This is a genomic window from Streptomyces sp. NBC_01618 (assembly GCF_045209435.1).
GTDB lineage: Bacteria > Actinomycetota > Actinomycetes > Streptomycetales > Streptomycetaceae > Streptomyces.
Genome location: NZ_CP109297.1, coordinates 5,596,228 through 5,622,196 on the forward strand (window position 1 = coordinate 5,596,228; position 25,969 = coordinate 5,622,196).

Genomic DNA, 25,969 nt, shown 5'->3' on the forward strand with positions numbered 1-25,969 from the left:
GACTACCGTTCACAAACCGAAGCGGCGTTGGAGATCCCCGAGCTGACCGGGCATGCGGGGTGCGGACCCGGGTTGACCGCCCCCGCCCGGGACCCCCGGCTGCTGCGGCACCGCCCCCGTCGGCTGCTCGGGCATCAGGATCTCGGTCGACTGGAGCAGCACCGTACCCGCGCCGACGAACTCGAACTGGTGCTCCTCCCCCGAGGTCCCGCCGATCCCGGTCAGCGACCGCAGCCCGCCCAGCACGCCCGTCATGTAGCCGTGGTCGTAGTGGTGGCACGGCGAGGGGCAGTCCGCCCAGCCCACCAGGGCCTGCGGATCGACCCGCAGCGGCGGCTCCATGAAGACCACCGGACCGTTGGACGCCGCCACGAACTTCCCCGTGCCGATCAGCGTGAGAAAGCCCGGCACGATGGACTGCTTGAGTGCCAGCGTCGGCTGGTAAGCGAGGAGAATGCCGGACCGGATCGTCAGATTCCCGTCCTGAAGGTCGTACGAGTTGACGTCGAAGGCCCGGTCCGCGAGCAGCATTTTGCCGCTGCCCTCGGCCACCACCCAGTCGCTCGCGTGCAGCGGCGAGTGGAAGCTCGTACGGATCAGCCGCTCGAAGCGGCCGTGACCGACGCCGTTGAACTCGATCCGCCCGTAATAGGCGATCATCTTGCCCTTCTGCAGGAACCACTGGCTCCCCTTGAGCTCCACGCAGAAGGTGTAGGAGTCGACGTTGTCGTCCGACGGCAGCGTCATCGGGTCGAAGACCACGGGCGTGCTCACAGCTTCTCCTCCGAGGCCTGGACGTACACGGCGCCGCTGCCGCTCAGTTCCAGCTGGAACGCCTCGCCGGAGCCGCGCCCCACCATGTCGCGCCAGCCGAGTGCGGTGGAGAGCTTGTTGCGCACGTCGCCGTGGTGCGCGACGTACGCCTGCGGGTCCACATGCACCTCGCGGCCCGGGACGATCGGCAGCTCGATCACCCCGCCGTGTGCCATCACGGCGACCGCGCCATGCCCCTTGAGGGTGGTGGTGAACAGCCCCTGCCCGGTCACCTGACCGCGCACCATGCCCATCACCCCGCCCTGCGAACCCATGAACATCGTGCCCTGCTGGAGCGTCCCGTCGAAGGCGAGCAGCCGGTCGGCCTCCACGTACAGGGTGTCGCCGGCCAGGTTGATCACCTGGATGTGATGACCGCCGTGGCCGAACATCACCGTGCCGTTGCCCTCGACCGTCATCAGCGGGGTCGCCTCATTGGCCACCCGGCGGCCGATCATCGACATCACACCGCCCTGGCCGCCCTGGATGTTCGGGGTGAACGACACATCGCCCCGGTAGGCGAGCATGGCGCCGCGCTGGCTGTACATCCGCTGGCCGGGAACGACCGTCGCCTCGACCATCTTCGAGTTGATCTCGCGGAACGGCATCAGACATCGCCCCCGATGGTGTTCCGCTCGCTCGGCTGGACGTAGACGATGCCCTCGCCCTCGAAGCGGATCTGGAAGGACTCGCCCGAGCCCTCGCCCATCAGCGTCCGGAAGTTCACCCCGGACTGGAAGTGCTGTTGCACGTTCCCCTGATGGGCGATGTAGGCGCCGGGGTCGACGAACAGCGGGTACGAGGCCGAGACCCGCAGCGCCACCGCCGCACCGTCCGACATGATCGCCACCTGTCCGGTGCCTTCGACGGTGGTGGTGAACAGGCCATTGCCGCTTGCCCCGCCGCGCAGGCCGGTGAAGGTGGTGCCGGTGCGCAGCCCGGCGTCGGCGCAGAGCAGATTGCTCGCCTCGACGCAGAGCTTGTCGCCGTGCAGCGAGACGAGACTGATCTCGCTCGCGCGGTCGGCGAAGTAGCAGGTGCCCTGCCCCTTCACCTCCATCACGGCCATCTGCTCGCCGGTCAGCCGGCGGGTCACCATGCCGCGCAGGCCGTCACCACCGCCGGTCATCTTCTTGAACGCGATCCGGCCGTCGTACGCGACCATCGAACCGTTCTTCGCCTTCACGGCGTCGCCGGCCAGGTCGACGGCGAGCGTTCTGCTGCCTTGGAGTCGGAACATTGCCACGGAGCGACGTTAACCGCAGGAGCCCGGCCAGGACAGGGCCCAGGGGAGGAACGGGCCCCCCTGGACGGCCCCTGATACGCATCCGGTACGGGACCCGTACGCAATCAGGACGTACCCGTACTGGTACCCGAGGCCGGGGCGGCGACACGTGACCGGCGACATACGCCCCCGGCACCGACCGCCGCCCGAGCCGATGCCACAATGGATCGCGCTTGTGCCTGTATTCACAAGCTGTCACGATCCTCCCACCGAAGGTGCCCTCGTGGACGTCAAGACCGCTACCGCCCTGCACCGGCTGCGCCTCATCTCGGTTCCCGAGGCGCTCTCCTTCCCGGCGCTGATCATCTTTGGCTCGATCCTCAGCCGGGTCTCCGACATCGACTTCCTGATGATGCCGCTCGGCATCATCCACGGTGTGCTCTTCGTGATCTACGCCGTCCTGCTGCTCGACGTCTGGTCCAAGACCAAGTGGCCGCTGAAGCGCGTCGCGTTCTTCTTCCTGCTCGCGCTGGTGCCGTTCGGCGGGCTGTACGGCGACAAGGTGCTGGGGCGCTACGAGGCCGACGGCGCCATCGCCGCCCGCGCCCGCCGGGAAGGCGTGGTCAGCGCATGATCGTCGCGTTCTCGGTCAGTCCGCTGGGGGTCGGTGAGGACGTCGGTGAGTACGTCGCCGACGCCGTCCGGGTCGTCCGTGAGTCCGGGCTGCCCAACCGCACGGACGCCATGTTCACCTCCATCGAGGGCGAGAGCTGGGACGAGGTCATGGACGTCGTCAAGCGGGCCGTCGCCGCCGTCGAGGCCCGCGCCGGACGTGTCTCCCTCGTGCTGAAGGCCGACATCCGCCCCGGTGTCACCGACGGTCTGACCTCCAAGGTCGAGACGGTCGAGCGGTACCTCGCGGACTGACGCCCGTACCGCCCGAAGAGCCCCCTTGCCGCACGGCAGGAGGGCTCTTCCGTCGTCCGGGCGTACTCAGGCAGGCACCGCCAGCGCGATGCCGAGCGGCGTCCGCTCGTACAGCACCTGGTGTCCGTATCGCCGCGACGTCAGCAGCCCCGCCGCCCGCAGCACCGACAGATGCTCCGACACGGAGGACGGCGCCAGGCCCAGCCGGTGGGCCAGGGCGCTCGTCCCGGCCGGTTCGTCGAGCGCGCACAGCACATCGGCCCGCGCCCGCCCCAGCAGCCGGGCGAGCGTCTTCGGCGTGCGGTCCGCGGGCTCCGTCCACAGAGCGCCGATCCCGCGCGCCGGGTAGATCACCGCGGGTTGCCAGGGCGGCTCGTACCCGCTGACCACATCCGGCCAGGCGAAGACGCTCGGCATCAGGACGAGGCCCTGACCGCCGAGCACCCGGGAGTGCCGGCCTTTGATCCCGACCAGCGTGAGCGTCGAATCCGCCCAGCTCAGCTGCGGGCTCAGCTCACCGAGCAGCCGTGCGAGGCCGACCGCGGCGAGCCGGCGCGAGTGGTACGCGATGTCCGCCTCCAGCAGCGCGCGCAGTCGCGGCCAGTCCGGTTCGACCAGCACCCGCCACGCCTGCTCCAGCAACGCGGCCAGCTCCTGCTGCGCCCGTGCGGGGTCGGCGAGCATCGCCCGCCCGGCGGGGGAGTCCCGGGTACCCGGCAGGCACGCGAGCGTCAGCGCCAGGTCCTCGCGGACCAGCCGGGGGTCGATGGCACGGACCCCGGCGATCTCCTCCTCGAAGGAGGCGTAGGGCCCCAGCGGTGGCGGGGACAGGAAGTCCGGACTGTGTCCGCTCTCCGGCATCAGCGACCACAGCGGCCGGAGATCGAGCCCCGTGGCGGCGCTCCGGATACGCCTCAGCCACGGCTCGTGGTAGCCATGCCGAGCGGGGCGCAGGAGGGTACGTACCGCCTGCTGCGTCTCCCAGATCGGAGAGATGGCGAACCTGCAGCGGAGCAGATCGCTCTCGTCGAAATGCAGATGGAACGACATCGGCCGCCTCGTCAAGATTCGGTTTGGGCCGAAAGTCTACGGAACGAGGGCGTGGCTCCTTCAAGCTGCGCCCATGCCGAGCAACAGCCCCGACCTGGTGGGCGGCCCCCACGACGCGGCGGACACCCCGAACGGCCCGACTCCCCACGAACCGTCGGCCGCACGCCGCCGAGCGGACACCCACCCCGCCGGACCGGAGCCGTCGCCGGCCCCCTCCCCGGAGCGCGCCGACCCCATTGACCCGAACCCGTCGCCCGCGCTCCGGGCCCCGGCCGCCGCGGACCCCGGCACGTCCCGCGGCTACCGCGCCGTCTTCGCCGTACGGGAGTTCCGGACCGTCTTCGCCGCCCATCTGCTCTCCCTGCTGGGCCTGATGGTCAGCGAGCTGGCGCTCACCGTCCTCGTCTACGAACTCACCGACTCGCCGCTGCTCAGCGCCCTCACCTTCGCGCTCGGCCTGCTGCCGTACCTGATCGGCGGCACGCTCCTCGCCGGGGTCGCCGACCGCTACCCCGCCCGCCGGGTCCTGGTCACCTGCGATCTGCTCTGCGCGGGCTGTGTCGCCGTCATGGTGCTGCCCGGCACCCCCGTCGGCGGGCTCCTCGCCCTGCGCTGCGCCGTCGCGCTCGTGTCGCCCGTCTTCACCGGCACACGGATGGCCGCGCTCACCGACATACTCGGCGAGGGCGATCTCTATGTACTGGGCCGCTCGCTGCTTCGGATCGTCTCGCAGAGCGCGCTGCTGATCGGCTTCGGCGTGGGAGGCGTGCTGCTCACCGTGGTCTCCGCGCGCGAGGCGATCGCGGTCACCGTCGTGACCTTCCTCTCCTCGGCGGCCCTGCTCCGCTTCGGCACCCGGAACCGGCCCGCCCGGACCGGCGACGGCGGTGACGGGGGCAATCTGCTCAAGGACTCGCTCGCAGGAGCGCGCACGGTCTTCGCCGACCGCAGGATCCGCGCGTTGACGCTGCTTTTCTGGGTGCCGCCCACGTTCGTCGTGGCACCGGAGGCGCTCGCCGCACCGTACGCCGACGAGATCGGAGCCGGCCCGGCCGCGCTGGGGCTGCTTATGTGCTCGATGCCGATCGGCAGCATCGTCGCGGAACTGTACGTGGGCGGCGTGCTCACACCGCGCGCCCGCTCCCGGATCGTGCTGCCGGCCGCCGTGGCCGGGCTCCTGCCGCTCCTGCTGTACGGGCTCCGTCCCGGCCTGCCCCTGGCCATGACCGCGCTCGCACTGGCCGGGATGGGGGCGGCATACGTCATCGGCCTCGACCAGTGGTTCGTCGAAGCCGTACCCGAGGAGCTGCGGGGCCGGGCGATGACCCTGCAGACCGCGGGGCTGATGACGGTCCAGGGCATCGGCATGGCCCTCGCCGGGCTGGCCGCCGAATTCCTTCCCGTCCATCAGGTGGTCGCCGGATCCGCTGTGATCGGCACGGTGTGCACGCTCCTGCTCGTCCGTGAGGTCGGCAGAACGGCATCCGCACCCCGAATTCGGACCGAAGTTCGAGACAGTGATGACCAGCATATGACCAGTGGGTAAGGTCGGTGCCGTGCCGAAGCCGCTCAGTCTCCCCTTCGATCCCATCGCCCGCGCCGACGAACTCTGGCAGCAGCGCTGGGGTCCGGTGCCCTCGATGGGGGCGATCACCTCGATCATGCGCGCCCAGCAGATCCTGCTCGCCGAGGTCGACGCGGTCGTCAAACCGTACGGACTGACCTTCGCCCGTTACGAGGCGCTGGTGCTGCTCACCTTCTCCAAGGCCGGCGAGCTGCCGATGTCCAAGATCGGCGAGCGGCTCATGGTCCACCCGACCTCCGTCACCAACACCGTGGACCGGCTGGTCCGCTCCGGACTGGTCGCCAAGCGCCCCAATCCGAACGACGGCCGCGGAACCCTCGCCTCCATCACCGACAAGGGCCGCGAGGTCGTCGAGGCGGCGACCAAGGACCTGGTCGACATGGAGTTCGGGCTCGGGGTGTACGACGCCGAGGAGTGCGCGGAGATCTTCGCCATGCTGCGGCCGCTGCGGATCGCGGCCCATGATTTCGAAGAGGCGTAGAACGGCGTTTCGAGGGCCCGGCCCGCTGCAAGATCGCCCCGGGCGTCCGGTTACGCTCGGTTCCATGAAACGCAGTGTGCTGACCCGGTACCGGGTGATGGCCTACGTCACCGCCGTCATGTTGCTGGTGCTCTGCACCTGCATGGTCTTCAAGTACGGCTTCGACATGGGCAAGGATCTGACGCTCGTCGTCTCCCAGATCCATGGTGTGCTCTACATCATCTACCTGATCTTCGCCTTCGATCTCGGCTCCAAGGCGAAGTGGCCGATGGGCAAGCTGCTCTGGGTGCTGATCTCCGGCACCATCCCGACGGCCGCGTTCTTCGTCGAGCGCAAGGTCGTCCGCGAGGTCGAGCCGCTGGTCGCCGGCGGTTCTCCCGTCACCGTCGAGGCCTGAGCCGCCCGGCCGGGCCCGGCCCGCGCCGCATCACCCGAACCGCCCCGTGCAAAGCACCGGGCGGTTTGCCATCGACATTTACTAGGACGTCCTAGTAAATTCGATTGTATGGACGCTGACGCGATCGAGGAGGGCCGCCGCCGCTGGCAGGCCCGTTACGACAAGGCCCGCAAGCGTGACGCGGACTTCACCACTCTCTCCGGAGACCCTGTGGAGCCCGTGTACGGCCCCCGCCCCGGGGACACGTACGAGGGATTCGAGCGGATCGGCTGGCCCGGCGAGTACCCCTTCACCCGGGGGCTCCACCCGACCGGCTACCGCGGCCGGACCTGGACCATCCGCCAGTTCGCCGGCTTCGGCAACGCCGAGCAGACCAACGAGCGCTACAAGATGATCCTCGCCGCGGGCGGCGGCGGGCTCAGCGTCGCGTTCGACATGCCGACGCTGATGGGCCGCGACTCCGACGACCCCCGCTCGCTCGGCGAGGTCGGGCACTGCGGTGTGGCCATCGACTCCGCCGCCGACATGGAGGTCCTCTTCAAGGACATCCCGCTCGGCGACGTCACGACGTCCATGACGATCAGCGGACCCGCCGTCCCCGTCTTCTGCATGTACCTGGTCGCCGCCGAGCGCCAGGGCGTCGACCCGGGCGTGCTCAACGGCACGCTCCAGACCGACATCTTCAAGGAGTACATCGCGCAGAAGGAGTGGCTCTTCCAGCCCGAGCCCCATCTGCGCCTCATCGGCGACCTGATGGAGCACTGCGCCCGCGACATCCCCGCGTACAAGCCGCTCTCCGTCTCCGGCTACCACATCCGCGAGGCCGGGGCGACGGCCGCGCAGGAGCTCGCGTACACGCTCGCCGACGGTTTCGGTTACGTGGAGCTCGGCCTCTCCCGCGGGCTGGACGTCGACACCTTCGCGCCCGGTCTCTCCTTCTTCTTCGACGCGCACCTCGACTTCTTCGAGGAGATCGCCAAGTTCCGCGCGGCCCGCCGGATCTGGGCCCGCTGGATGAAGGAGACGTACGGCGCGAAGACCGACAAGGCGCAGTGGCTCCGCTTCCACACCCAGACCGCCGGTGTCTCGCTCACCGCCCAGCAGCCGTACAACAACGTCGTACGCACCGCGGTCGAGGCGCTCTCCGCCGTCCTCGGCGGCACCAACTCGCTGCACACCAACGCCCTCGACGAGACCCTCGCGCTCCCCTCCGAGCAGGCCGCCGAGATCGCGCTGCGCACCCAGCAGGTGCTGATGGAGGAGACCGGCGTCGCCAATGTGGCCGACCCGCTGGGCGGTTCCTGGTACGTGGAGCAGCTCACCGACCGGATCGAGGCCGACGCCGAGAAGATCTTCGACCAGATCAAGGAGCGCGGCACCCGGGCCCATCCGGACGGACAGCACCCCGTCGGCCCCATCACCTCCGGCATCCTGCGCGGCATCGAGGACGGCTGGTTCACCGGCGAGATCGCCGAGTCCGCGTTCCGGTACCAGCAGTCGCTGGAGAAGGGCGACAAGCGCGTCGTCGGCGTCAACGTCCACCACGGCTCGGTCACCGGCGACCTGGAGATCCTGCGCGTCAGCCATGAGGTGGAGCGTGAGCAGGTCCGGGTGCTCGGCGGCCGCAAGGACGCCCGCGACGACACCCGGGTGAAGTCGGCGCTGGACGCGATGCTGGCCGCCGCCCGCGACGGCTCCAACATGATCGGCCCGATGCTCGACGCGGTACGGGCCGAGGCGACGCTCGGCGAGATCTGCGGGGTCCTGCGCGACGAGTGGGGCACCTACACGGAGCCGCCCGGCTTCTGACAAACGGCCGGCGGCGCAGGGAGGAAGGCGGCAGCGGCCCGCCCCGTCAACCGGAGGCCGCCGCCCCCAGCCCCGCGAGCAGCAGTACGGTGAAGCGCCGGGCCCAGTCCGCGTCGACGGGTTCGGCGCTCACCAGGGCCCGGTGCACGACCGCGCCGGCGATCACGTCGAAGATCAGATCGGCGGTCGTGGCCGCCGCCGTCTCGTCCTGCTCGATGGGCAACTCTCCGCGTTCCTGAGCCCGTTGACGCCCCTGGAGCACCAGCCGCTTCTGCCGGTCCACGATCGAGTCGCGGATCCGGGTCCGCAGCGCCTCGTCGCGCGTCGACTCCGCGACCACCGCCATCAGCGCCGTTTGGGTCTCCGGCCGCTCCAGCAGCGCGGCGAACTGCAGCACCATCGCCTGCACATCGGCCGACAGGCTGCCCAGATCGGGCAGTTCCAGCTCGTCGAAGAGAACCGCGACGGCGTCCACGACCAGTTCGTTCTTGCCCGCCCAGCGCCGGTACAGGGTCGTCTTGGCGACCCCCGCCCGCGTCGCCACATCGCCCATCGTCAGCCTCGACCAGCCGAGGTCCACCAGGGAGGCTCTGGTCGCCTCCAGGATCGCTTCATCGGCCGCGGCGCTGCGCGGGCGTCCCGTTCGAGGGGGTTCGGGGTGGCTGTGGCTCAGCATGCCGTGACCATACCCGCCAGTAAGTAGTGCCGACCGACCCCGTTCGCCGTGACCTAGATCACCGGACGCACTTGTGCGCGAGGAGTGCGGGGCAGTTACGCTACGGGGCGTAGCGTAAGGATGATGGTCGTACCGTCGTGACGCCACGACCGAACGACAGCCACAGGCACCGGGTGGGGACCCGGCGCCGAACCGGGTCTTTCAGGGGCCCTCGGGTCGCGTCCGTCCGGGCACCCCCGCACGCCGGCGGGGGCTACGGACGGGTGTGGTTCCCGTACCGCTTTCCGTATCGGTGCGCCAAGGGGGGAGGATGTACGTATGCAGCCTAGGAACATGTCCATGAGCGGCGTCGTCGACCTCGCCGCGGTGAAGGCGGCCGGCGAGGCCAAGGTGAAGGCGGAGCAGGCCCGTGCCGAGGCCGCCCGGCAGGGTGGTGGCGGTGCCGTACCGCCGTCCGCCCTGGTGATCGATGTCGATGAGGCGGGCTTCGAGAGCGAAGTCCTGCAGCGCTCCACGGAAGTCCCGGTCGTCATCGACTTCTGGGCCGAGTGGTGCGAGCCGTGCAAGCAATTGGGACCGCTCCTGGAGCGCCTGGCCCAGGAGTACAACGGCCGTTTCGTGCTGGCCAAGGTCGATGTCGACGCCAACCAGATGCTGATGCAGCAGTTCGGCATCCAGGGCATTCCGGCGGTCTTCGCCGTCGTCGCCGGGCAGGCCCTCCCGCTCTTCCAGGGCGCGGCCCCCGAGGCCCAGATCCGACAGACGCTGGACCAGTTGATCCAGGTCGCCGAGGAGCGGTTCGGTCTCACCGGGATCGCGGTCGACCAGGACGCGGCCGCCGCCGAGGGGGCCGGTCAGGCCCCGGCCGAGGCGCCCGCCGGGCCGTACGACGCGCTGCTCGAAGCAGCCGTACAGGCCCTGGACGCCAGTGACTTCCCCGGCGCCGTCCAGGCGTACAAGAGCGTCCTCGCCGACGACCCGGCCAACACCGAGGCCAAGCTCGGTCTCGCCCAGGCCGAACTCCTCGCCAGGGTCAAGGACTTGGACCCGCAGCGGGTCCGTCAGGATGCGGCGGAGAAGCCGGCCGAGCTCGCGGCGCAGCTCGCGGCCGCCGATCTGGATCTCGTCGGCGGTCATGTCGAGGATGCCTTCGGGCGGCTCGTCGAGACGGTGCGCCGTAATTTCGGTGACGACCGGGACGCGGCGCGGGTGCGACTGCTGGAGCTGTTCGAGGTGATCGGCCCCGATGATCCGCGGGTCGTCGCCGCGCGTACGGCGCTGGCGCGGGTCTTGTTCTGATGTGACAACACGGCCGTGGTACCCCCGGGGTGCCGCGGCCGTTTTCGTGATCGGGGCGATAAGAGACGACTCTGCTTTACCGAATCTTGATAAAAGTGTCGTCTGTTACTCGCAGTAAATCACCCCTCGGGATCTGTCCGTATAACGGCCCTGATTCTCCCTTTCGTCCTTCCGTTCGGCGCCACCCTGTGTGGCTGGGTGGTATCACCCGGTCGCGCGTCGGCCATCGGGCCGTTACTAGTGAGTAACGAACCCCTTGTGCGACGGGCGCGAATGCACCACGATCGGCCAGGCTCGGTCCAATAACGCCGGCCCGGCTGCCAGTCGGGCGCGGCGGCCCTGTTGGGTCCCCGCCGAGTGGGTCGGCGGCAGTGGCGCCGGCTCCGGACAGGGGGGTTCCTGCCGTCCGGCAGGGCCTGTCCGAACAGGTTGCGCGAACGCGTGGCCAGTGGTTGTCGCTCGGGGGTGATCGCCGGCGATTCGGACGCGGTTCCTGCCTCCGTACGCGGGCGCTCTCCTTTCCGAGGACGTAGCACTTCTCCCATCCCAGGACGGGCCCAGGGCCCGGACCGGAGATGTACGTCCGAGAAGGAGGAAAAAATATGAGTTCCCAGGTTCGTGGCGGCACCAGATGGAAGCGTTTCGCTCTGGTCATGGTGCCGAGCGTCGTCGCGACCGCGGCGGTGGGTGTCGGTCTCGCGCAGGGCGCCCTCGCGGCGTCGTTCAGCGTGTCCGGCCAGAGCTTCAAGGTGCACGCGGACAAGCTCGTCGGCCACGACTTCGTCCAGTACGGCAGCATCGCCAGCGGCGAGGCCGGGTCGCACCCCGTGGCCGTGTCCGGCTTCAGTGACGCCACGATCACCAACATGTGCCAGTCGGTGGTCACTCCGGACCTTCCGTTCGGCATCGGCACTGTCACGCTGCAGCTGAACGCGGGTACGAACCCGAAGAAGCCGGTCAGGGCGACCAATCTGTACCTGGATGTCGCCGAGCTCGACGCCGACGCGTACTTCGAGAACATCGACATCGGTGTGGCGGCCGGCTCCATCGGCAAGCCCGGCATCCAGCCCGGCACCAAGAAGGCCGTCAACCCGAACGGCTTCGCGCAGCGCTCCGAGACGGCCGTGCTGAAGGACGTGAGGCAGAAGGCGTGGGCGACCACCGCCGGCACCTTCAAGCTCAGCAACCTGAGCCTGCGGTTGAAGCCGGGCACCAAGGAGTGCTACTAGCACTCGCCCGGGCGGCCGGAGCGCCCCCGGGGTCTCCGGCCGCCCACCTTGTCTCTTCTCACAGCAGTACCGGTTCCAGGGAGCTGTTTTCCATGAGCCCCGAGTCCACAGGGCAGAACGAGCACTACCTCCGCGTCTTCTGGCGAGGATTCCGCACCTGGCGGGGTAACCGGCCGTTCTGGGCGGGCCTGTTCACCATGGTGGGTGGTCTACCCATCGCGTACTTCCCGTACGCCAACATGCACCTCGGCAACGTCACGCTGGCGATGTCCACGACCGCCGGTGCCGGATCTCTGATCATTGGGATCCTGCTGATCACGCTGGGCCTCACGATGTGGTTCCACCACATCGTGAGAGTGTTCGCCGGAGTCGCCGCGATCCTGCTCGCGCTGGTCTCCATACCGGTCGCCAACATTGGCGGGTTCCTGATCGGCTTCCTGTTCTCCCTGCTCGGTGGAGCGCTCTCCATCTCCTGGGCACCGGGCGAGCCGACGCCCGACTCCGTGGATGCCGGTGCGGAAGACCGGATGTTCAAGGGCGCCGGTCCCGGGACACCCGAGCCCGGACCCGAGTTCCACAGCACGGCAGCGGTGCCTCAGCAGCAGCCGGCGCAGTACGACACGACAGTCGAGGCCGACGGCGGGAGGCATTGTGCGGGGTGACGAGACGCAGCTGAACTCGACCGGGGACGACCTCCGGACGAGAAGCGGACCGCGCCACGCGGCCCCCAGGAAGTCGCTGCTGACGAAGCTGCACATACCCGCGGGCAAGGCATTCGCACTCGCCGCGATGCCCACGGCCGTCTTCGTGGGCATGGGGCTCACCCCCAAGCTCGCGCTGGCCGACGACAACTCGGACATCCCCTTCGCACCCGGCCCCTGCGTGACCCGCTCCGACGAGCCGAGCGAGTCGCCCTCCCCGTCCGCGTCGGAGACGAAGTCGCCGTCCCCGTCCGCCACCCATTCCGCTGACATGGGCGACACGTCGACCCCGCAGCCCTCGACGACCCCGTCGGCGAGCGACGCGGTGAAGCCGGAGGCGAAGTCCGCCGACGCACCCGCGACCTCGCCGAGCGCCTTGCCCAGCCCCACGAAGTCGACGAACCCGCTCGACCCGCTGGGCGTCGGCGACGCGCTGGGGGACCTCTTCGGCGGACCGGACAAGGAGACGGCGAGCCCGTCCCCGAGCGAGAGCACCGCGTCCCCGAAGCCCGCGGACAGCGCCACGACCGAGCCCACGGAGAAGGCCGCGGACGCGGAGAAGGCCGAGCCCGCGGAGAAGGCCGTGGACGCGGTGAAGGAGACGGCCGACACGACGGCCGCCGCCATCCGTGATGCCGCCGACAAGGCCGGCAAGACGGTCAAGGAGCTCGACGACAGCGTCAAGGGGCTCGACGCCAAGAAGGACGAGGACATCCCGGACGGCGCCAAGGAGCGCTTCCCGTGTCCGACCGCGGACCCCGAGGCGCTGGCCGCGGCCGACCTGGAAACGGGCATCCCGCTGCTCCCGACCGACCCGTGGATCCTGGACAGCTCGCTGCTCACCCTCAACGGGCTCGACTACAAGGGCATCGTCGAGGTGAAGACGCAGGACGGCACCATCAAGAAGGTGCTGAAGTTCACCGCGAGCTCCATCGACATCAGGGACCTCCACCAGCTGACGGTGGGTCCGAACGGCACCACAGCGCATGTCCAGGCGCGCAAGGGCTCCACGTCCACCATCCGCAACGGCACGGTGACGATGTACACGGAGGAGCTGAAGGGCAACCTCTTCGGCCTCATCCCGGTCACGTTCAGCCCTCGGACGCCGCCGCCGGTGAACGTACCCTTCGCCTTCTTCACCAAGGTCAAGGTGACCCAGGCAGGCCAGTTCGGCGGCTCGCTCACGGTGCCCGGGCTGCACAACTACTTCACCGGCGGCAACAGCTAGCAGCCGGTACCGACCCGTTCGGGAGCCGCACGGGACCGTGGGCCGCACTCCGGAAGGAGTGCGGCCCACGGTCCCGTCGTACGGGTGCCGGTCGCGTCAGTCGCGCGCCCCGCCGCCGACGTGGTGCACCCGCACCATGTTCGTCGTGCCCGGGATGCCGGGGGGCGAGCCGGCCGTGATGACCATCGTGTCGCCCTCGTTGTAGCGGTCCAGCTTCAGGAGCTCGCCGTCGACCAGGTCGACCATCGCGTCCGTGTTGTCCACGTGCGGGACGACATGGGCCTCCACGCCCCAGCTCAGGGCGAGTTGGTTGCGGGTGGACTCGTCCGTGGTGAAGGCCAGGATGGGCTGCGCCGCACGGTAGCGGGACAGACGGCGGGCCGTGTCACCGGACTTGGTGAAGGCGACCAGTGCCTTGCCGTTCAGGAAGTCCGCGATCTCGCAGGCGGCACGGGCCACCGAACCGCCCTGGGTACGGGGCTTCTTGCCCGGGACCAGCGGCTGGAGACCCTTGGAGAGCAGCTCCTCCTCGGCGGCGACGACGATCTTCGACATCGTCTTGACCGTCTCGATCGGGTACGCGCCCACGCTCGACTCGGCAGACAGCATGACCGCGTCCGCGCCGTCCAGGATCGCGTTGGCGACGTCGGACGCCTCGGCGCGGGTCGGCCGCGAGTTGGTGATCATCGACTCCATCATCTGGGTCGCCACGATCACCGGCTTGGCGTTCCGCCGGCAGAGCTCCACCAGGCGCTTCTGCACCATCGGGACCTTCTCCAGGGGGTACTCCACGGCCAGGTCGCCACGGGCGACCATCACACCGTCGAACGCCATGACGACGCCCTCCATGTGCTCGACCGCCTGCGGCTTCTCCACCTTGGCGATGACGGGGACCCGGCGGCCCTCCTCGTCCATCACCTTGTGGACGTCCTTGACGTCATTGGCGTCCCGTACGAAGGAGAGCGCCACCAGGTCGCAGCCCATCCGCAGGGCGAACCGCAGGTCGTCGACATCCTTCTCGGACAGGGCCGGGACATTGACCGCCGCACCGGGCAGGTTGATGCCCTTGTGGTCGGAGATGACGCCGCCCTCGATGACGATCGTCCTGACCCGGGGGCCGTCGACCGCGACGACCTTCAGCTCGACGTTGCCGTCGTTGATCAGGATCGGGTCGCCCTTGGCGACATCGCCGGGCAGGCCCTTGTAGGTCGTGCCGCAGATCGACTTGTCGCCGGGGACGTCCTCCGAGGTGATGGTGAACTCGTCCCCGCGGACCAGCTCGACGGGGCCCTCGGCGAACTTCGCCAGGCGGATCTTCGGGCCCTGGAGGTCGGCGAGCACACCGACCGCACGACCGGTCTCGGCGGCGGCCTTGCGGACCCGGTCGTAACGACCCTGGTGCTCCTCGTGGCTGCCGTGACTGAAGTTGAAACGGGCCACGCTCATGCCGGCCTCGATCAGAGCGACGAGCTGCTCATGGGAGTCGACGGCGGGACCGAGTGTGCAGACGATTTTGGAACGGCGCATGAGGCGGATCCTATCGGTTTGTTTCGTTGCGGAATATTCCGTCTGGTGGAAGGTACAAAGGGGCGCGGGGGTGCTCAGTTGTAGGCCTGTCCGACGAGCGCGAAGGTCTGGACGGCGATCTCCAGTTCCTCGTCCGTCGGCACCACGGCGACCGCGACCCGTGCGTAGTCCGGCGAGATCAGCCGCGGTTCGCCGGACCGTACGGCGTTCAGATCCGCGTCCACCACCAGACCGAGCTCCTCGAGACCGGCGATCGCAGCCTCCCGTACGGGCGCCGAGTTCTCTCCGACCCCCGCCGTGAACACCACGGCATCCACCCGCCCGAGGACCGCCGAATAGGCGCCGATGTACTTCTTCAGCCGGTGCACATAGATGTCGAACGCCAGCGCCGCACGCTCGTCGCCCTCGTCGATCCGGCGCCGGATCTCCCGCATGTCGTTGTCACCGCACAGCCCGACCAGGCCGCTCCTCTTGTTCAGCAGGTCGTCGATCTCGTCCGTCGACATCCCCGCCACCCGCCGCAGGTGGAAGGTGACGGCCGGATCGATGTCGCCGGAACGCGTACCCATCACCAGCCCCTCCAGCGGCGTCAGCCCCATCGAGGTCTCCACGCACCGACCGCCCGCCACCGCCGACGCCGAGGCGCCGTTGCCCAGGTGCAGCACGATGACATTGACCTCCTCGGGCGCACGTCCGAGCAGCTCGGCGGCCTTGCGGGAGACATACGCGTGCGAGGTGCCGTGGAAGCCGTAACGCCGGATGCGGTGCGCGTCGGCGGTCTCCACATCGATCGCGTACCGCGCCGCGTACTCCGGCATCGTCGTGTGGAACGCCGTGTCGAAGACCGCCACCTGCGGCAGGTCGGGACGCAGGGCCCGTGCGGTACGGATGCCGACGATGTTCGCCGGATTGTGCAGCGGGGCCACCGGGACCAGGCGCTCGATCTCCTCCAGCACCACGTCGTCGATCACCACGGGCTCGGTGAACCGCAGCCCACCGTGCACCACCCGGTGACCGATCGCCGCCAGTGCGGGGGAGTCCAGGCCCAGCCCGTCGGCCGCCAGCTCATCGGCCGCCGCCTTCAGCGCGGCCTCGTGGTCGGCGATCGGACCGGTCCGCTCGCGCGGCTCGGCGCCTCCCCCGACCAGTGGGGTGTGCACCAGCCGGGAGGTCTCCTCGCCGATCCGCTCGACCAGCCCGACCGCGAGCCGGGCGCGGTCGCTCATGTCCAGCAGCTGGTACTTCACCGACGAGGAGCCGGAGTTGAGGACCAGCACGCGGTACGCGCCCGTGGCAGAGCCCTCTGTCGTCGGGGTGGTCATCCGTTCACTCCTCGCCCTGCGCCTGGATCGCCGTAATGGCCACGGTATTGACGATGTCCTGGACGAGCGCACCCCGGGACAGATCGTTGACGGGCTTCCGCAGCCCCTGGAGCACCGGTCCGACGGCCACCGCGCCCGCCGAGCGCTGCACGGCCTTGTAGGTGTTGTTGCCGGTGTTCAGGTCCGGGAAGATCAGCACCGTCGCCTGCCCCGCCACCTCGGAGCCGGGCAGCTTCGTCGCGGCGACGCTCGGCTCCACCGCGGCGTCGTACTGGATCGGGCCCTCGATCATGAGGTCCGGCCTGCTCCTGCGGACCCGCTCCGTCGCCTCGCGCACCTTGTCGACATCGGCGCCCGATCCCGAAGTGCCCGTCGAGTACGACAGCATCGCGATCCGTGGCTCCACACCGAACCGGGCGGCGGTGGCGGCCGACTGCACCGCGATGTCCGCGAGTTGCTCCGCGTCCGGGTCCGGGTTCACCGCGCAGTCGCCGTACACCAGAACCTTGTCGGCGAGGCACATGAAGAAGACGGACGACACGATCGAGGCGTCCGGCTTGGCCCTCCCGTCGCCCGCCACCGCCCTGCCTGACGAGCTTCGCTCGGCCCCCTTTGTTTTTATGATCTCGAACGCCGGGCGGATCGTCGCCGCGGTGGAGTGCACCGCCCCGGAGACCATGCCGTCGGCGAGTCCCTCCTGCACCATCAGCGTGCCGAAGTAGTTGACGTCCGCGATGACGTCGTACGCCAGCTCCACCGTGACCCCGCGGTGCGCGCGCAGCTGCGCGTACCGCTCGGCGAAGACCTGGCGCAGCTCGGCGGTCTGCGGGTCGATGAGCTGCGTCCCGGCGAGATCGATGCCGAGGTCCGCGGCCTTCTTGCGGATGACGTCGGCGTCGCCGAGGAGGGTCAGGTCGCAGACGTCGCGGCGCAGCAGTACGTCGGCGGCGCGCAGCACCCGTTCCTCGGTGCCCTCCGGCAGGACGACGCGGCGCCGCACGGCGCGGGCCTGCTCCAGCAGCTCGTGCTCGAACATCATCGGGGTGACGCGGCCGCTGCGGGCCACCTTGATCCGGTCCAGCAGCGCCCCGGTGTCCACGTGGCGCTCGAAGAGGCCCAGCGCGGTCTCCGCCTTGCGGGGCGTCCCCGCGTTCAACTTTCCTTCCAGGGCGAAGAGTTGCCCGGCGGTCGGGAAGGAGCCGCCGGCCACGGAGAGGACCGGCGTACCCGGTGCGAGCCGCGCGGCCAGCTTGAGTATCTCCTCGCCGGGGCGTTCGTCCAGGGTCAGCAGCACACCGGCGATGGGCGGGGTCCCGGCGCTGTGCGCGGCCAGCGAGCCGACCACCAGATCCGCCCGGTCCCCGGGCGTGACCACCAGACAGCCCGGCGTCAGCGCCTTCAGCATGTTCGGCAGCATCGCCCCGCCGAAGACGAAGTCCAGCGCGTCCCTGGCCAGCCCGGAGTCGTCGCCGAGCAGCACCGTGGCGTCGAGCGCCGCGGCGATCTGGGCGACGGTCGGCGCGGAGAGCGCCGCGTCGTCGGGCAGGACCGAACAGGGGACGGGCAGCCGGGCCGCCAGCCGCTCCGCGATGGCCTCGCGGTCCTCGGCCGCCACCCGGTTCACGATCATCGCGAGGACGTCGCAGCCCAGGCCCGCGTATGCCCGGTAGGCATTGCGGGTCTCGGCCCGCACGGACTGGGCGGTCTGTCCCTTCCCGCCGACCACCACGATCACCGAGGCGCCGAACTCATTGGCGAGGCGGGCGTTGAGCGCCAGCTCGTCGGGGAGCTGGGTGGCGGCGAAGTCGGTGCCGAGCACCAGCACCACCTCGTACTTCCGGGCCACCTGATGGAAGCGCTCGACGAGCCGGGAGACCAGCTCGTCGGTGCCCTGCTCCGCCTGGAGCGCGGACGCCTCGTGGTAGTCCAGGCCGTAGGCCGAATCGGGGTCCTGGGGGAGGCGGTAGCGGGCCCGCAGCAGTTCGAACAGCCGGTCGGGTCCGTCGTGGACGAGCGGCCGGAACACCCCGACCCGGTCCACTTGACGCGTCAGGAGCTCCATGACTCCGAGATCGACGACCTGGCGGCCGTCTCCCCGGTCGATCCCGGTCACGTACACGCTGCGCGTCACGCGTGCTCTCCTGTCCAGATTGCGGTTTGGGATGGTATTGCCATGTTGACGATACCTGCGGGGGCCCGGGCGTCGCCCGCCGGGCGAAGGGCCCTGAGTCAGGGGGCGTACGGCCCGACCAGGGCCTCACGGATCCGCTCGCCGGAGGGCCTGCCGCATGCCTCGCCGGACGCCTGCCCGGACGGCCTGTCGCATTCGGCGGAACACCCGTGCGGGGATCCGGGGAGCGACGGGGAGCGGCGGGGGGCGCGAGGTCCAGACCTGGCGTGGGACAATCGACGTGGCTCACAGTACGGGGGATTCTCGCGGGGGATTCTGTGGTCGCCCCCGAATCGAACGGCACCAGCGAGCAGGAGATACAGCACGATGCGCATCGGAGTTCTCACCGCAGGCGGAGACTGCCCGGGCCTGAACGCAGTGATCCGGTCGGTCGTGCACCGAGCCGTGGTGGGGCACGGAGACGAGGTCATCGGCTTCGAGGACGGGTTCAAGGGACTCCTCGACGGCCACTTCCGCCCCCTCGACCTCAACGCGGTCAGCGGCATTCTCGCCCGCGGCGGCACCATCCTCGGCTCGGCCCGGCTGGAGCGCGACCGGCTGCGCGAGGCCGCCGAGAACTGCGCCGAGCTCAGCCGCCGTTACGGCATGGACGCCCTCATCCCGATCGGCGGCGAGGGCACCCTCACGGCCGCGCGGATGCTGTCGGACGCCGGAATGCCCGTCGTCGGCGTTCCCAAGACGATCGACAACGACATCTCCGCCACCGACCGCACCTTCGGTTTCGACACGGCGGTGGGCGTCGCCACCGACGCCATAGACCGTCTCAAGACCACCGCCGAGTCGCACCAGCGGGTCATGGTCGTCGAGGTGATGGGCCGTCACGCCGGCTGGATCGCGCTGGAGTCCGGAATGGCGGGCGGCGCGCACGGCATCTGCCTCCCCGAGCGCCGGTTCAAGGTCGAGGACCTGGTCAAGATGGTCGAGGAGCGCTTCGCTCGCGGCAAGAAGTTCGCGGTCATCTGTGTCGCCGAGGGCGCGCACCCGGCCGAGGGTTCGATGCCGTACGCCAAGGGCGAGATCGACCAGTACGGTCACGAGCGCTTCCAGGGCATCGGCAACCGGTTGGCCATCGAGCTGGAGACCCGGCTCGGCAAGGAGGCCCGGCCGGTCATTCTCGGGCACGTGCAGCGCGGCGGCACGCCGACCGCGTACGACCGGGTGCTCGCCACCCGCTTCGGCTGGCACGCGGTGGAGGCCGCGCACCGGGGCGACTTCGGCCGGATGACGGCGCTGCGCGGCAACGACATCAAGATGGTTCCGCTCGCCGACGCCATCACCCGGCTCAAGACGGTGCCCGCGGACCGGATGGACGAGGCGGAGTCGGTCTTCTAGACCCTTCCGGTCTTTCCCGGCCCTTCCGGTCTTTCCCGTCCCTCCCGGCCCTTCCGGTCTTTCCCGTCCCTCCCGGCCCTCCCGGCCCTTCCGGTCTTTCCCGGCCCTTCCGGTCTTTCCCGGCCCTCCCGGCCCTCCCGGCCCCTGACGGGGCGCGGCGGCTTCGCAAGAGCTGACCGGCGGCCCTGACAGTCCCCCCGTGGGCGGTCAGGGTCGCTTGGAAGCCGGGTGGTTCAGACGGTCGTCCCCCGTACCCCTGCGGCCTGCCAGAACCGTTCCACGATCTGCGTGAGGAACGCCCGCCCCGCGTCCCCCGTCGCCCCGGCCCGCTCCGTACCCGTGCTGCTCCAGCTCAGCGTCGACACCATCAGCGCCTGATAGTCGGTGTGCAGCTGTTCCAGTACGTCCTGCAGGAGGCCGCGCTCCAGCGGCACCAGCTTCGCCACCGTCCGGACATGGGCCTGCCAGCGCGTCGTCACCGCCGCGCGCAACAGGTCCGCGAGCTCCTCGTCCAGGCCGGACACCGTCACGAATCCGGCGGCGGTCAGCCCCAGCACCTCGCTGAGCGCCGCGGACTGGCGTTCGTTGCCGCGCCAGCGCCCCGACTCCTCCATCCGCAGATACGCGGAGGTGGTAAGCCCCAGCAGACGCGCCAGCTCCTCCACCGCCAGCTCCCGGGCCACCCGGTGCTCGCGCAGGGTGCGCGCGGCGGTGATCAGCTCGCCCGGCGAGCACCACAACACCCCGGCCAGCGCGGTGAGTTCGTACTCGCTGGGGACGGCCAGCCCGCGTTCCCAGGCGACCACCGTCTCGGTGCTGATACGGAGTCCATACTGCGCTCCGAGACCGTACGCGACATGGCCGGGAAGCATCCCCAGGGCCACGCGGAGTCGGCGCGCGGCGGGGGCGTTGAAGGGCGGGGAGGGGTGCACGGCCCCACCGTAGAAGTCCATATGTCCTCTGACTACGGTGTGTTCCACCGATATCACGACTCGTATGAACGTCCTAGTACTGCAACCGTATGCTGCCCGTCGTCGACCGGGGCTGGATCGAGGTGTGCCCTGTCATTTCCTGGACCGCTCCCGACGGGAGGCACGGCTTCCACCACGGCACGCCCCTTGCAGGGGAGGAACCGCCGGTGCTCCCGGCCGACGCCGACAACTGGGAGTACCCCGACAGCGGCGAGTGGATCGGCTGTCCGACGCTCGCTCCCACCGAGGAGGGACGTCCGATCCTCTGGTGAGCCGAGGACGGTTACTGCTCCCGCATGCCCCACGGAGAGCCATACGCGCTGAGCAGGTCCAGGAAGGGGCGGGCGGGGAAGGCCTCTGGGCCGAGGACTCCCGAGCCGGTCCACGCGCCCGTGGCCAGGAGCTCGAGGGCGACGACCGGGTTGACGGCCGTCTGCCACACCACCGCCTGGGAGCCGTACTCGGCCATCGACCACTGGTTGTCGACCACGTGGTAGAGGTAGACCTCGCGCGGCGCGCCGTCCTTGGTGCCGCGCACCCAGGTGCCCGCGCAGGTCTTGCCGTGCATGCGCTCGCCCAGCGTCGCCGGGTCCGGCAGGCAGGCGGCCACGACGTCGCGGGGCGACACACCCACCGGACCCGCAGCGCTCGGCACGGTCACCAGGTCGGTGCGGTCCAGGCCCAGGAGGTGCAGCGTCCTGAGGGTCTGGATGAACTCCTCGCCCAGGCCGTACTTGAAGGTCACGCGTCGTGCATCGATCCAACGGGGAACAAGTAGAACCTCCTCGTGCTCCACGTTCACGCACTCGACCGGGCCGATGCCCTCGGGGAAGTCGAACACCTCCGGCTCGCTGAAGGGCGCGGTGGTGAACCAGCCGCGGTCCGCCTCGTAGACGACCGGCGGATTGAGGCACTCCTCGATGGTGGTCCAGATGTTGAAGGAGGGTGCGAACTCGTAGCCGTCGACGGTGAGGTTCGCGCCGTCGCGGATGCCGATCTCCTCGATCTCGTCGAAGAGTTCGTCGGCCGCGTACCGCGCGAAGACATCGGACAGCCCCGGCTCCACACCCATGCCGACGAGGGCCAGCGCGCCCGCCTTCTCCCAGTCGGCGGCCTGCGCGAACTGCGTGTCGCCGAGCATGACCCCGCACTCCTCGTGCGGCCGCTCGGGGTGCGGGCGCGACAGAGACATCGCCATGTCGAGGTAGGTCGCTCCGGCCGCGAGCGCCGCCTGGAAGAGGGGCATCACGAACCGCGGGTCGGTGGCATTGAGCAGGACATCGCACCCGTGCCGCGTCAGCAGCGCCGTCACCGCCGCCTGATCGGACGCGTCGACGTGCTCGGCGCGGAAGCGGCCCGCGGCGCCCGCTAGGGCGGCGACCGCCGCCTCGGCCCGGCTCAGGTCGTAGTCGGCCACGACCATCTCGTCGAAGAACGAGCGCCTGGCCGCGATCTTCGTGATCGCGGTGCCCACACCGCCGGCTCCCACAAGCAGAACACGCATGACACGGACTTCCTCTCTCTGGAGACGGGGCGTGCCCGCGCGGACCGGAAGTGCGGGCGCCCCTGCCGGGAGATCCAACGCCGCGTGCCGGGATAAGGTCAATGGTGTTGGCATAAGACTCCGGGGCGAGGCGAGGAGGCGGCGGTGGCGAAAGCTGTGGTGCCCGAGGAGAAACGGCGGCGCCGCCGTCCCACCAGGGGCGGCACCGTCCTGTCCGAGCAACTGATCGTCGAGACCGCCCTGCGGATGCTGCGTGAGCACGGCAGCGCTGGACTTACCGCCCGCCGTCTCGGCCTGGCCCTGGACGCCGACCCCAGCACCCTCTACCGGTACTTCCGCGGCATGGACGATCTGACCCTCGCCATCGGCGACGCCCTCATCGGGCAGGCCCTGCAGGGCTGGCGACCCACAGGGGAGTGGCGGTCGGATCTGCGCGGCCTCGGGCTGCGCATCCACGCCGTGTACCTCGGTCATCCGCATGCGGCACTGCTGACCGCGAACCGGGTCACCGGCCGGGCCCACGAGCTGGCGGCCGACGAGGCCATCCTTGACGTACTTCGCACGGCGGGGTTCCCGCTGCCGGACACGGTACGGATCTACCACGCCTTCATCGACCAGACCCTGGCCTTCGCCGCGCTCGACGCCGCCTCGCTGGCCCTGCCACGCGAAAGCCTCAGCGCCGACGAGAACATGTGGCGCTCGACGTACGCCCGCCTGCCGCGCACCACACACCCCCGGATTGCCGAGGCGGCGCCCCTCCTGGCGACCCGCATGGTCGACAGCGCCTATCCCACGGCCCTGGAGATGCTGCTGGACGGCGCCGCAGCGCAGTGGGAGACACTGCGAGCGCGGCGATAGAGGATCGTCCGGGGTCGTCGCGGGGCGGACCCGCCCGTCGAGGCCGATCCTCAGGCCCTTTTGAGCAGACGTTGCATACCGTCCTGCACGCGGTCAGCGCCCCTGGGCCACCCACCGGTAGTGCAGCTCCGGGCGCCCGATCTGACCGTACTGAGGACTGCGCACCGCGCGCCCCACCGTCACCAGATGTTCCAGGTAGCGGCGTGCCGTGATCCGCGAGATGCCCAGCTCCGTCCCGGCCGCGCCTGCCGTGACCCCGTCCGGCGCGGCCCGCAGGACCCGGGTGACGGCCTCCAGCGTCGGGCCGCTCAGCCCCTTCGGCAGCCGGTTCGGCTGCGGTGCGCGCAGGACGCCGAGCGCCCGGTCCACCTCGTCCTGGCCGCTCGCCTCACCGGCCGCCGCGCGGAACTCGGCGTAGCGGACGAGCCGGTCGCGCAGGGTGGCGAAGGTGAACGGCTTCAGCACGTACTGGACGACGCCGAGCGACACCCCCTCCCGGACCACCGCCAGATCACGCGCCGACGTCACCGCGATGACATCGGCCGAGTGCCCGGCCGCGCGCAAGGAGCGGAGCAGTTGCAGACCGTGTCCGTCCGGCAGGTACAGATCCAGGAGCAGCAGATCGACCGGTGTACGGTCCAGCGCCCGCACCGCCTCCGCGCGCGAGTGCGCGACCGCGGCCACCGTGAATCCGGGGACGCGGCCCACGTACAGCTGATGGGCGTCCGCGGCTACGGGGTCGTCCTCGACGACCAGTACCTGGATCACGCGGTGGCCTCCTTCGTCGTGCGCGTCGTGCGGCCGCCGCCGACCAGGGGCAGCTGTACCGTGAACTCCGCACCGCCGTCCGGGCCGCGGTTCAGTGCGACCGTCCCGCCGTTGCGGTGCACCGCCTGCTGTACGAGGGCCAGCCCGATCCCCCGGCCTGCGCCGTGCGTCGACCAGCCCCGGTCGAACACCTCGGCGGCGTCGTCCGGATCGATCCCGGCCCCGGTGTCGGCGACCCGCAGCAGCAGCTCACTGTCCCCGGCGAGCGCGGTGACGGTGACCCGGGCACGAGCGGCCCGCCCCGGCCCGGCCGCTCCCCGCTGGGCGGGCACGGCCGCACCGGCCCCCGTACTACCGGCAGCACCAGGCCCCGCACCGGCCGCACCGGCCTCCGCGCCGGCAGCACCAGGCCCCGCACCGGCCGCACCGGCCTCCGCGCCGGCAGCACCGGCCCCCGCGCCGGCAGCACCGGCCTCCGCGCCGGCAGCACCGGCCCCCGCACCGGCAGCACCGGCCTCCGCGCCGGCAGCACCAGGCCCCGCGCCGGCAGCACCGGCCCCCGCGCCGGCAGCACCGGCCTCCGCGCCGGCCGCACCGGCCCCCGCACCGGCCCCCGCCCCCGACGTGTCCGTCGCCGCCTCCGACGCCGCGTCCACCGCGTTGTCGATCAGGTTGCCGAGAATCGTCACCAGGTCCCGATGCGGCAGCGTCGTGGGCAGGGCGCCGTCGTCGATCAGACTGTCGTCCGCGAGCACCAGCTCCACACCCCGCTCGTTCGCCTGCGCGGCCTTGCCCAACAGCAGCGCCGCCAGCACCGGTTCGGCGACCGCGTCCACCACCCGGTCGGTGAGGGCCTGCGCCAGCTCCAGTTCCGCGGTGGCGAAACCGACCGCCTCCTCGGCCCGGCCCAGTTCGATCAGCGAGACGACGGTGTGCAGCCGGTTCGCCGCCTCGTGCGCCTGCGAGCGCAACGCCTGCGTGAACCCCCGTTCGGAGTCCAACTCACCGGACAGCGCCTGGAGTTCCGTGTGATCGCGCAGCGTCACGACCGTGCCGTGCTGCTCGCCGCCCACCACCGGACGGGTGTTGACCACGATCACCCGGTCCGCCGTCAGATGCAGCTCGTCGACCCGCTCCTCGGCGGCGAGCAGCGCACCGGTCAGCCGCGCCGGCAGATCCAGTTCGGCGACCCTGCGTCCGACCGCACCCGGTTCGAGACCGAGCAGCTCCCGGCCCGCGTCGTTGATCAGCGCGATCCTGCGCTGCCCGTCGAGCATCAACAGCCCCTCGCGCACCGCGTGCAGCGTGGCCTGGTGGTAGTCGTGCATCCGGCTCAGCTCGGCGGCGTTCATGCCGTGCGTGTGCCGCCGCAGCCGGGCGTTGATCACATACGTACCGATGCCGCCGAGCGCCAGCGCCCCCCCCGCCGCCAGCCCCAGCGCGCCGAGCTCCGCCCGCACCTGCGAGGAGACCCGCTCGACCGTGATGCCCGCGCTGACCAGACCGGTGATCCTGCCGCCGTCCCGGACCGGGGTGACGACCCGGATCGAGGGACCGAGCGTGCCGGTGTACGTCTCCGAGAACGTCTCGCCACGCAGCGCCTGCGCGGTGTGCCCGAGGAACTCCTCCCCGATCCGGTCCGTGTCCGGGTGCGTCCAGCGGACCCGTTGCGGGGACATGATCGTGACGAAGGCGATCCCGGTGTCCCTGCGGACCTTCTCCGCGTACGGCTGGAGCACGGCGGACGGGTCCGGGGTGCGGATCGCCTCACGTACGGACGGCGAGTCGGCGATCGCCAGCGCCGTCGCCCTGACCTGCCGGGTCGCGGTCTCCTTCGCCTGTCCGCTGCCGGAGACGTACGCGAAGAACGCGCACCCCGCCACCACCGCGGCGACGAGCACCACCTGCATGGCGAAGAGCTGGCCTGCCAGGCTGCGCGGGCGGGTACGGGGACGGGGGAGACGCATGGCACCAGTCTGCCTGGCCGAAAACATATGAACGAAATGCACGTAACCGTGACGGGCGTCACAAGCGGAGGGATAGTCGCCGGGACCCCCAGGGACGGGGGAGCGACCA

General features: G+C 70.3%; 25 protein-coding genes. 13 read left to right on the plus strand and 12 right to left on the minus strand.

Annotated elements, in window-relative coordinates; genetic code table 11:
- Positions 1-9 precede the first annotated feature (9 nt).
- The 3 genes from OH735_RS26100 to OH735_RS26110 are packed head-to-tail and all read right to left on the minus strand — an operon-like array spanning position 10 to position 2,053.
- Positions 10-774 carry an AIM24 family protein gene (locus OH735_RS26100; protein WP_406384034.1) on the minus strand — a complete coding sequence of 255 codons (765 nt, stop codon included), beginning with the start codon at positions 772-774 and terminating at the stop codon, positions 10-12.
- The gene (locus OH735_RS26105; RefSeq protein ID WP_406384036.1) at positions 771-1,421 is read right to left on the minus strand and encodes an AIM24 family protein; all 651 of its coding nucleotides are present in this window, start codon (positions 1,419-1,421) and stop codon (positions 771-773) included. The genes OH735_RS26100 and OH735_RS26105 overlap by 4 nt, the downstream gene beginning before the upstream one ends.
- Complete coding sequence (locus OH735_RS26110; protein ID WP_406386736.1) at positions 1,421-2,053, minus strand: AIM24 family protein; 633 nt, start codon at positions 2,051-2,053, stop codon at positions 1,421-1,423. Before OH735_RS26110 ends, OH735_RS26105 begins: the two co-directional genes overlap by 1 nt.
- A gap of 268 nt (positions 2,054-2,321) precedes the next feature.
- On the opposite strand from OH735_RS26110, the gene OH735_RS26115 reads away from it, so the two are divergent.
- Both OH735_RS26115 and OH735_RS26120 read left to right on the plus strand, forming a co-directional pair.
- A complete protein-coding gene (locus tag OH735_RS26115) occupies positions 2,322-2,672 on the plus strand; it encodes a DUF3817 domain-containing protein (RefSeq protein ID WP_406384038.1) in 351 nt (116 codons plus the stop codon).
- Positions 2,669-2,965, plus strand: coding sequence for an MTH1187 family thiamine-binding protein (locus tag OH735_RS26120; RefSeq protein WP_266748636.1), 297 nt, complete (start codon positions 2,669-2,671; stop codon positions 2,963-2,965). Before OH735_RS26115 ends, OH735_RS26120 begins: the two co-directional genes overlap by 4 nt.
- Positions 2,966-3,031: 66 nt before the next feature.
- Here OH735_RS26120 and OH735_RS26125 read toward each other — a convergent pair whose 3' ends face one another.
- Positions 3,032-4,015 (minus strand): DUF5937 family protein, encoded by a 984-nt coding sequence (locus OH735_RS26125; RefSeq protein ID WP_406384040.1) that lies wholly within the window; start codon positions 4,013-4,015, stop codon positions 3,032-3,034.
- 73 nt (positions 4,016-4,088) lie between these two features.
- Between OH735_RS26125 and OH735_RS26130 the strand changes: the two genes are divergently transcribed.
- The 4 genes from OH735_RS26130 (at position 4,089) to OH735_RS26145 (ending at position 8,287) form a co-directional block, all read left to right on the plus strand.
- Positions 4,089-5,561 carry an MFS transporter gene (locus OH735_RS26130; RefSeq protein ID WP_406384042.1) on the plus strand — a complete coding sequence of 491 codons (1,473 nt, stop codon included), beginning with the start codon at positions 4,089-4,091 and terminating at the stop codon, positions 5,559-5,561.
- 10 nt (positions 5,562-5,571) lie between these two features.
- Positions 5,572-6,081: a MarR family winged helix-turn-helix transcriptional regulator gene (locus OH735_RS26135; protein ID WP_383751004.1), complete on the plus strand. Its 510-nt coding sequence runs from the start codon at positions 5,572-5,574 to the stop codon at positions 6,079-6,081.
- Between the two features lie 64 nt (positions 6,082-6,145).
- On the plus strand, positions 6,146-6,478 hold the full coding sequence (locus tag OH735_RS26140; protein ID WP_406384045.1) for a DUF3817 domain-containing protein: 333 nt from the start codon (positions 6,146-6,148) through the stop codon (positions 6,476-6,478).
- A 108-nt stretch (positions 6,479-6,586) separates the two neighbouring features.
- Positions 6,587-8,287: a methylmalonyl-CoA mutase gene (locus OH735_RS26145; RefSeq protein ID WP_406384046.1), complete on the plus strand. Its 1,701-nt coding sequence runs from the start codon at positions 6,587-6,589 to the stop codon at positions 8,285-8,287.
- Between the two features lie 46 nt (positions 8,288-8,333).
- Here the strand turns inward: OH735_RS26145 and OH735_RS26150 are convergent, their stop codons facing one another.
- Positions 8,334-8,963 carry a TetR/AcrR family transcriptional regulator gene (locus tag OH735_RS26150; RefSeq protein WP_406384048.1) on the minus strand — a complete coding sequence of 210 codons (630 nt, stop codon included), beginning with the start codon at positions 8,961-8,963 and terminating at the stop codon, positions 8,334-8,336.
- 318 nt (positions 8,964-9,281) lie between these two features.
- On the opposite strand from OH735_RS26150, the gene OH735_RS26155 reads away from it, so the two are divergent.
- The 4 genes from OH735_RS26155 (at position 9,282) to OH735_RS26170 (ending at position 13,420) form a co-directional block, all read left to right on the plus strand.
- Complete coding sequence (locus tag OH735_RS26155) at positions 9,282-10,262, plus strand: tetratricopeptide repeat protein (protein WP_406384050.1); 981 nt, start codon at positions 9,282-9,284, stop codon at positions 10,260-10,262.
- A gap of 602 nt (positions 10,263-10,864) precedes the next feature.
- On the plus strand, positions 10,865-11,491 hold the full coding sequence (locus OH735_RS26160; RefSeq protein WP_406384052.1) for a DUF6230 family protein: 627 nt from the start codon (positions 10,865-10,867) through the stop codon (positions 11,489-11,491).
- 92 nt (positions 11,492-11,583) lie between these two features.
- Positions 11,584-12,153, plus strand: a complete 570-nt coding sequence (locus OH735_RS26165) for a DUF6114 domain-containing protein (RefSeq protein ID WP_406384054.1) — start codon at positions 11,584-11,586, stop codon at positions 12,151-12,153.
- Positions 12,143-13,420, plus strand: a complete 1,278-nt coding sequence (locus OH735_RS26170; RefSeq protein ID WP_406384056.1) for a hypothetical protein — start codon at positions 12,143-12,145, stop codon at positions 13,418-13,420. Before OH735_RS26165 ends, OH735_RS26170 begins: the two co-directional genes overlap by 11 nt.
- Positions 13,421-13,516: 96 nt before the next feature.
- On the opposite strand, the gene pyk is transcribed toward OH735_RS26170, so the two are convergent.
- The 3 genes from pyk to pta all read right to left on the minus strand — a co-directional run bounded on the left by pyk (position 13,517) and on the right by pta (position 18,400).
- Positions 13,517-14,947, minus strand: coding sequence for a pyruvate kinase (gene pyk, locus OH735_RS26175; protein ID WP_406384058.1), 1,431 nt, complete (start codon positions 14,945-14,947; stop codon positions 13,517-13,519).
- A gap of 74 nt (positions 14,948-15,021) precedes the next feature.
- The gene (locus OH735_RS26180) at positions 15,022-16,269 is read right to left on the minus strand and encodes an acetate kinase (protein WP_406384060.1); all 1,248 of its coding nucleotides are present in this window, start codon (positions 16,267-16,269) and stop codon (positions 15,022-15,024) included.
- A gap of 4 nt (positions 16,270-16,273) precedes the next feature.
- Positions 16,274-18,400 carry a phosphate acetyltransferase gene (gene pta, locus OH735_RS26185; protein ID WP_406384062.1) on the minus strand — a complete coding sequence of 709 codons (2,127 nt, stop codon included), beginning with the start codon at positions 18,398-18,400 and terminating at the stop codon, positions 16,274-16,276.
- A gap of 366 nt (positions 18,401-18,766) precedes the next feature.
- Between pta and OH735_RS26190 the strand changes: the two genes are divergently transcribed.
- Entirely contained in the window at positions 18,767-19,792 is a 1,026-nt protein-coding gene (locus OH735_RS26190; protein WP_406384064.1) for an ATP-dependent 6-phosphofructokinase, read from the plus strand.
- Between the two features lie 233 nt (positions 19,793-20,025).
- Here the strand turns inward: OH735_RS26190 and OH735_RS26195 are convergent, their stop codons facing one another.
- Complete coding sequence (locus OH735_RS26195; RefSeq protein ID WP_406384066.1) at positions 20,026-20,745, minus strand: helix-turn-helix domain-containing protein; 720 nt, start codon at positions 20,743-20,745, stop codon at positions 20,026-20,028.
- A gap of 68 nt (positions 20,746-20,813) precedes the next feature.
- Between OH735_RS26195 and OH735_RS26200 the strand changes: the two genes are divergently transcribed.
- The gene (locus OH735_RS26200) at positions 20,814-21,035 is read left to right on the plus strand and encodes a hypothetical protein (RefSeq protein WP_406384068.1); all 222 of its coding nucleotides are present in this window, start codon (positions 20,814-20,816) and stop codon (positions 21,033-21,035) included.
- Between the two features lie 11 nt (positions 21,036-21,046).
- On the opposite strand, the gene OH735_RS26205 is transcribed toward OH735_RS26200, so the two are convergent.
- Positions 21,047-22,267: a saccharopine dehydrogenase family protein gene (locus OH735_RS26205; RefSeq protein WP_406384070.1), complete on the minus strand. Its 1,221-nt coding sequence runs from the start codon at positions 22,265-22,267 to the stop codon at positions 21,047-21,049.
- A 144-nt stretch (positions 22,268-22,411) separates the two neighbouring features.
- On the opposite strand from OH735_RS26205, the gene OH735_RS26210 reads away from it, so the two are divergent.
- A complete protein-coding gene (locus OH735_RS26210) occupies positions 22,412-23,125 on the plus strand; it encodes a TetR/AcrR family transcriptional regulator (RefSeq protein WP_406384072.1) in 714 nt (237 codons plus the stop codon).
- Positions 23,126-23,218: 93 nt separating this feature from the next.
- Here OH735_RS26210 and OH735_RS26215 read toward each other — a convergent pair whose 3' ends face one another.
- Both OH735_RS26215 and OH735_RS26220 read right to left on the minus strand, forming a co-directional pair.
- On the minus strand, positions 23,219-23,893 hold the full coding sequence (locus OH735_RS26215; protein ID WP_406384074.1) for a response regulator: 675 nt from the start codon (positions 23,891-23,893) through the stop codon (positions 23,219-23,221).
- Positions 23,890-25,860, minus strand: a complete 1,971-nt coding sequence (locus OH735_RS26220) for an ATP-binding protein (protein ID WP_406384076.1) — start codon at positions 25,858-25,860, stop codon at positions 23,890-23,892. The genes OH735_RS26215 and OH735_RS26220 overlap by 4 nt, the downstream gene beginning before the upstream one ends.
- Positions 25,861-25,969: the final 109 nt, after the last annotated feature.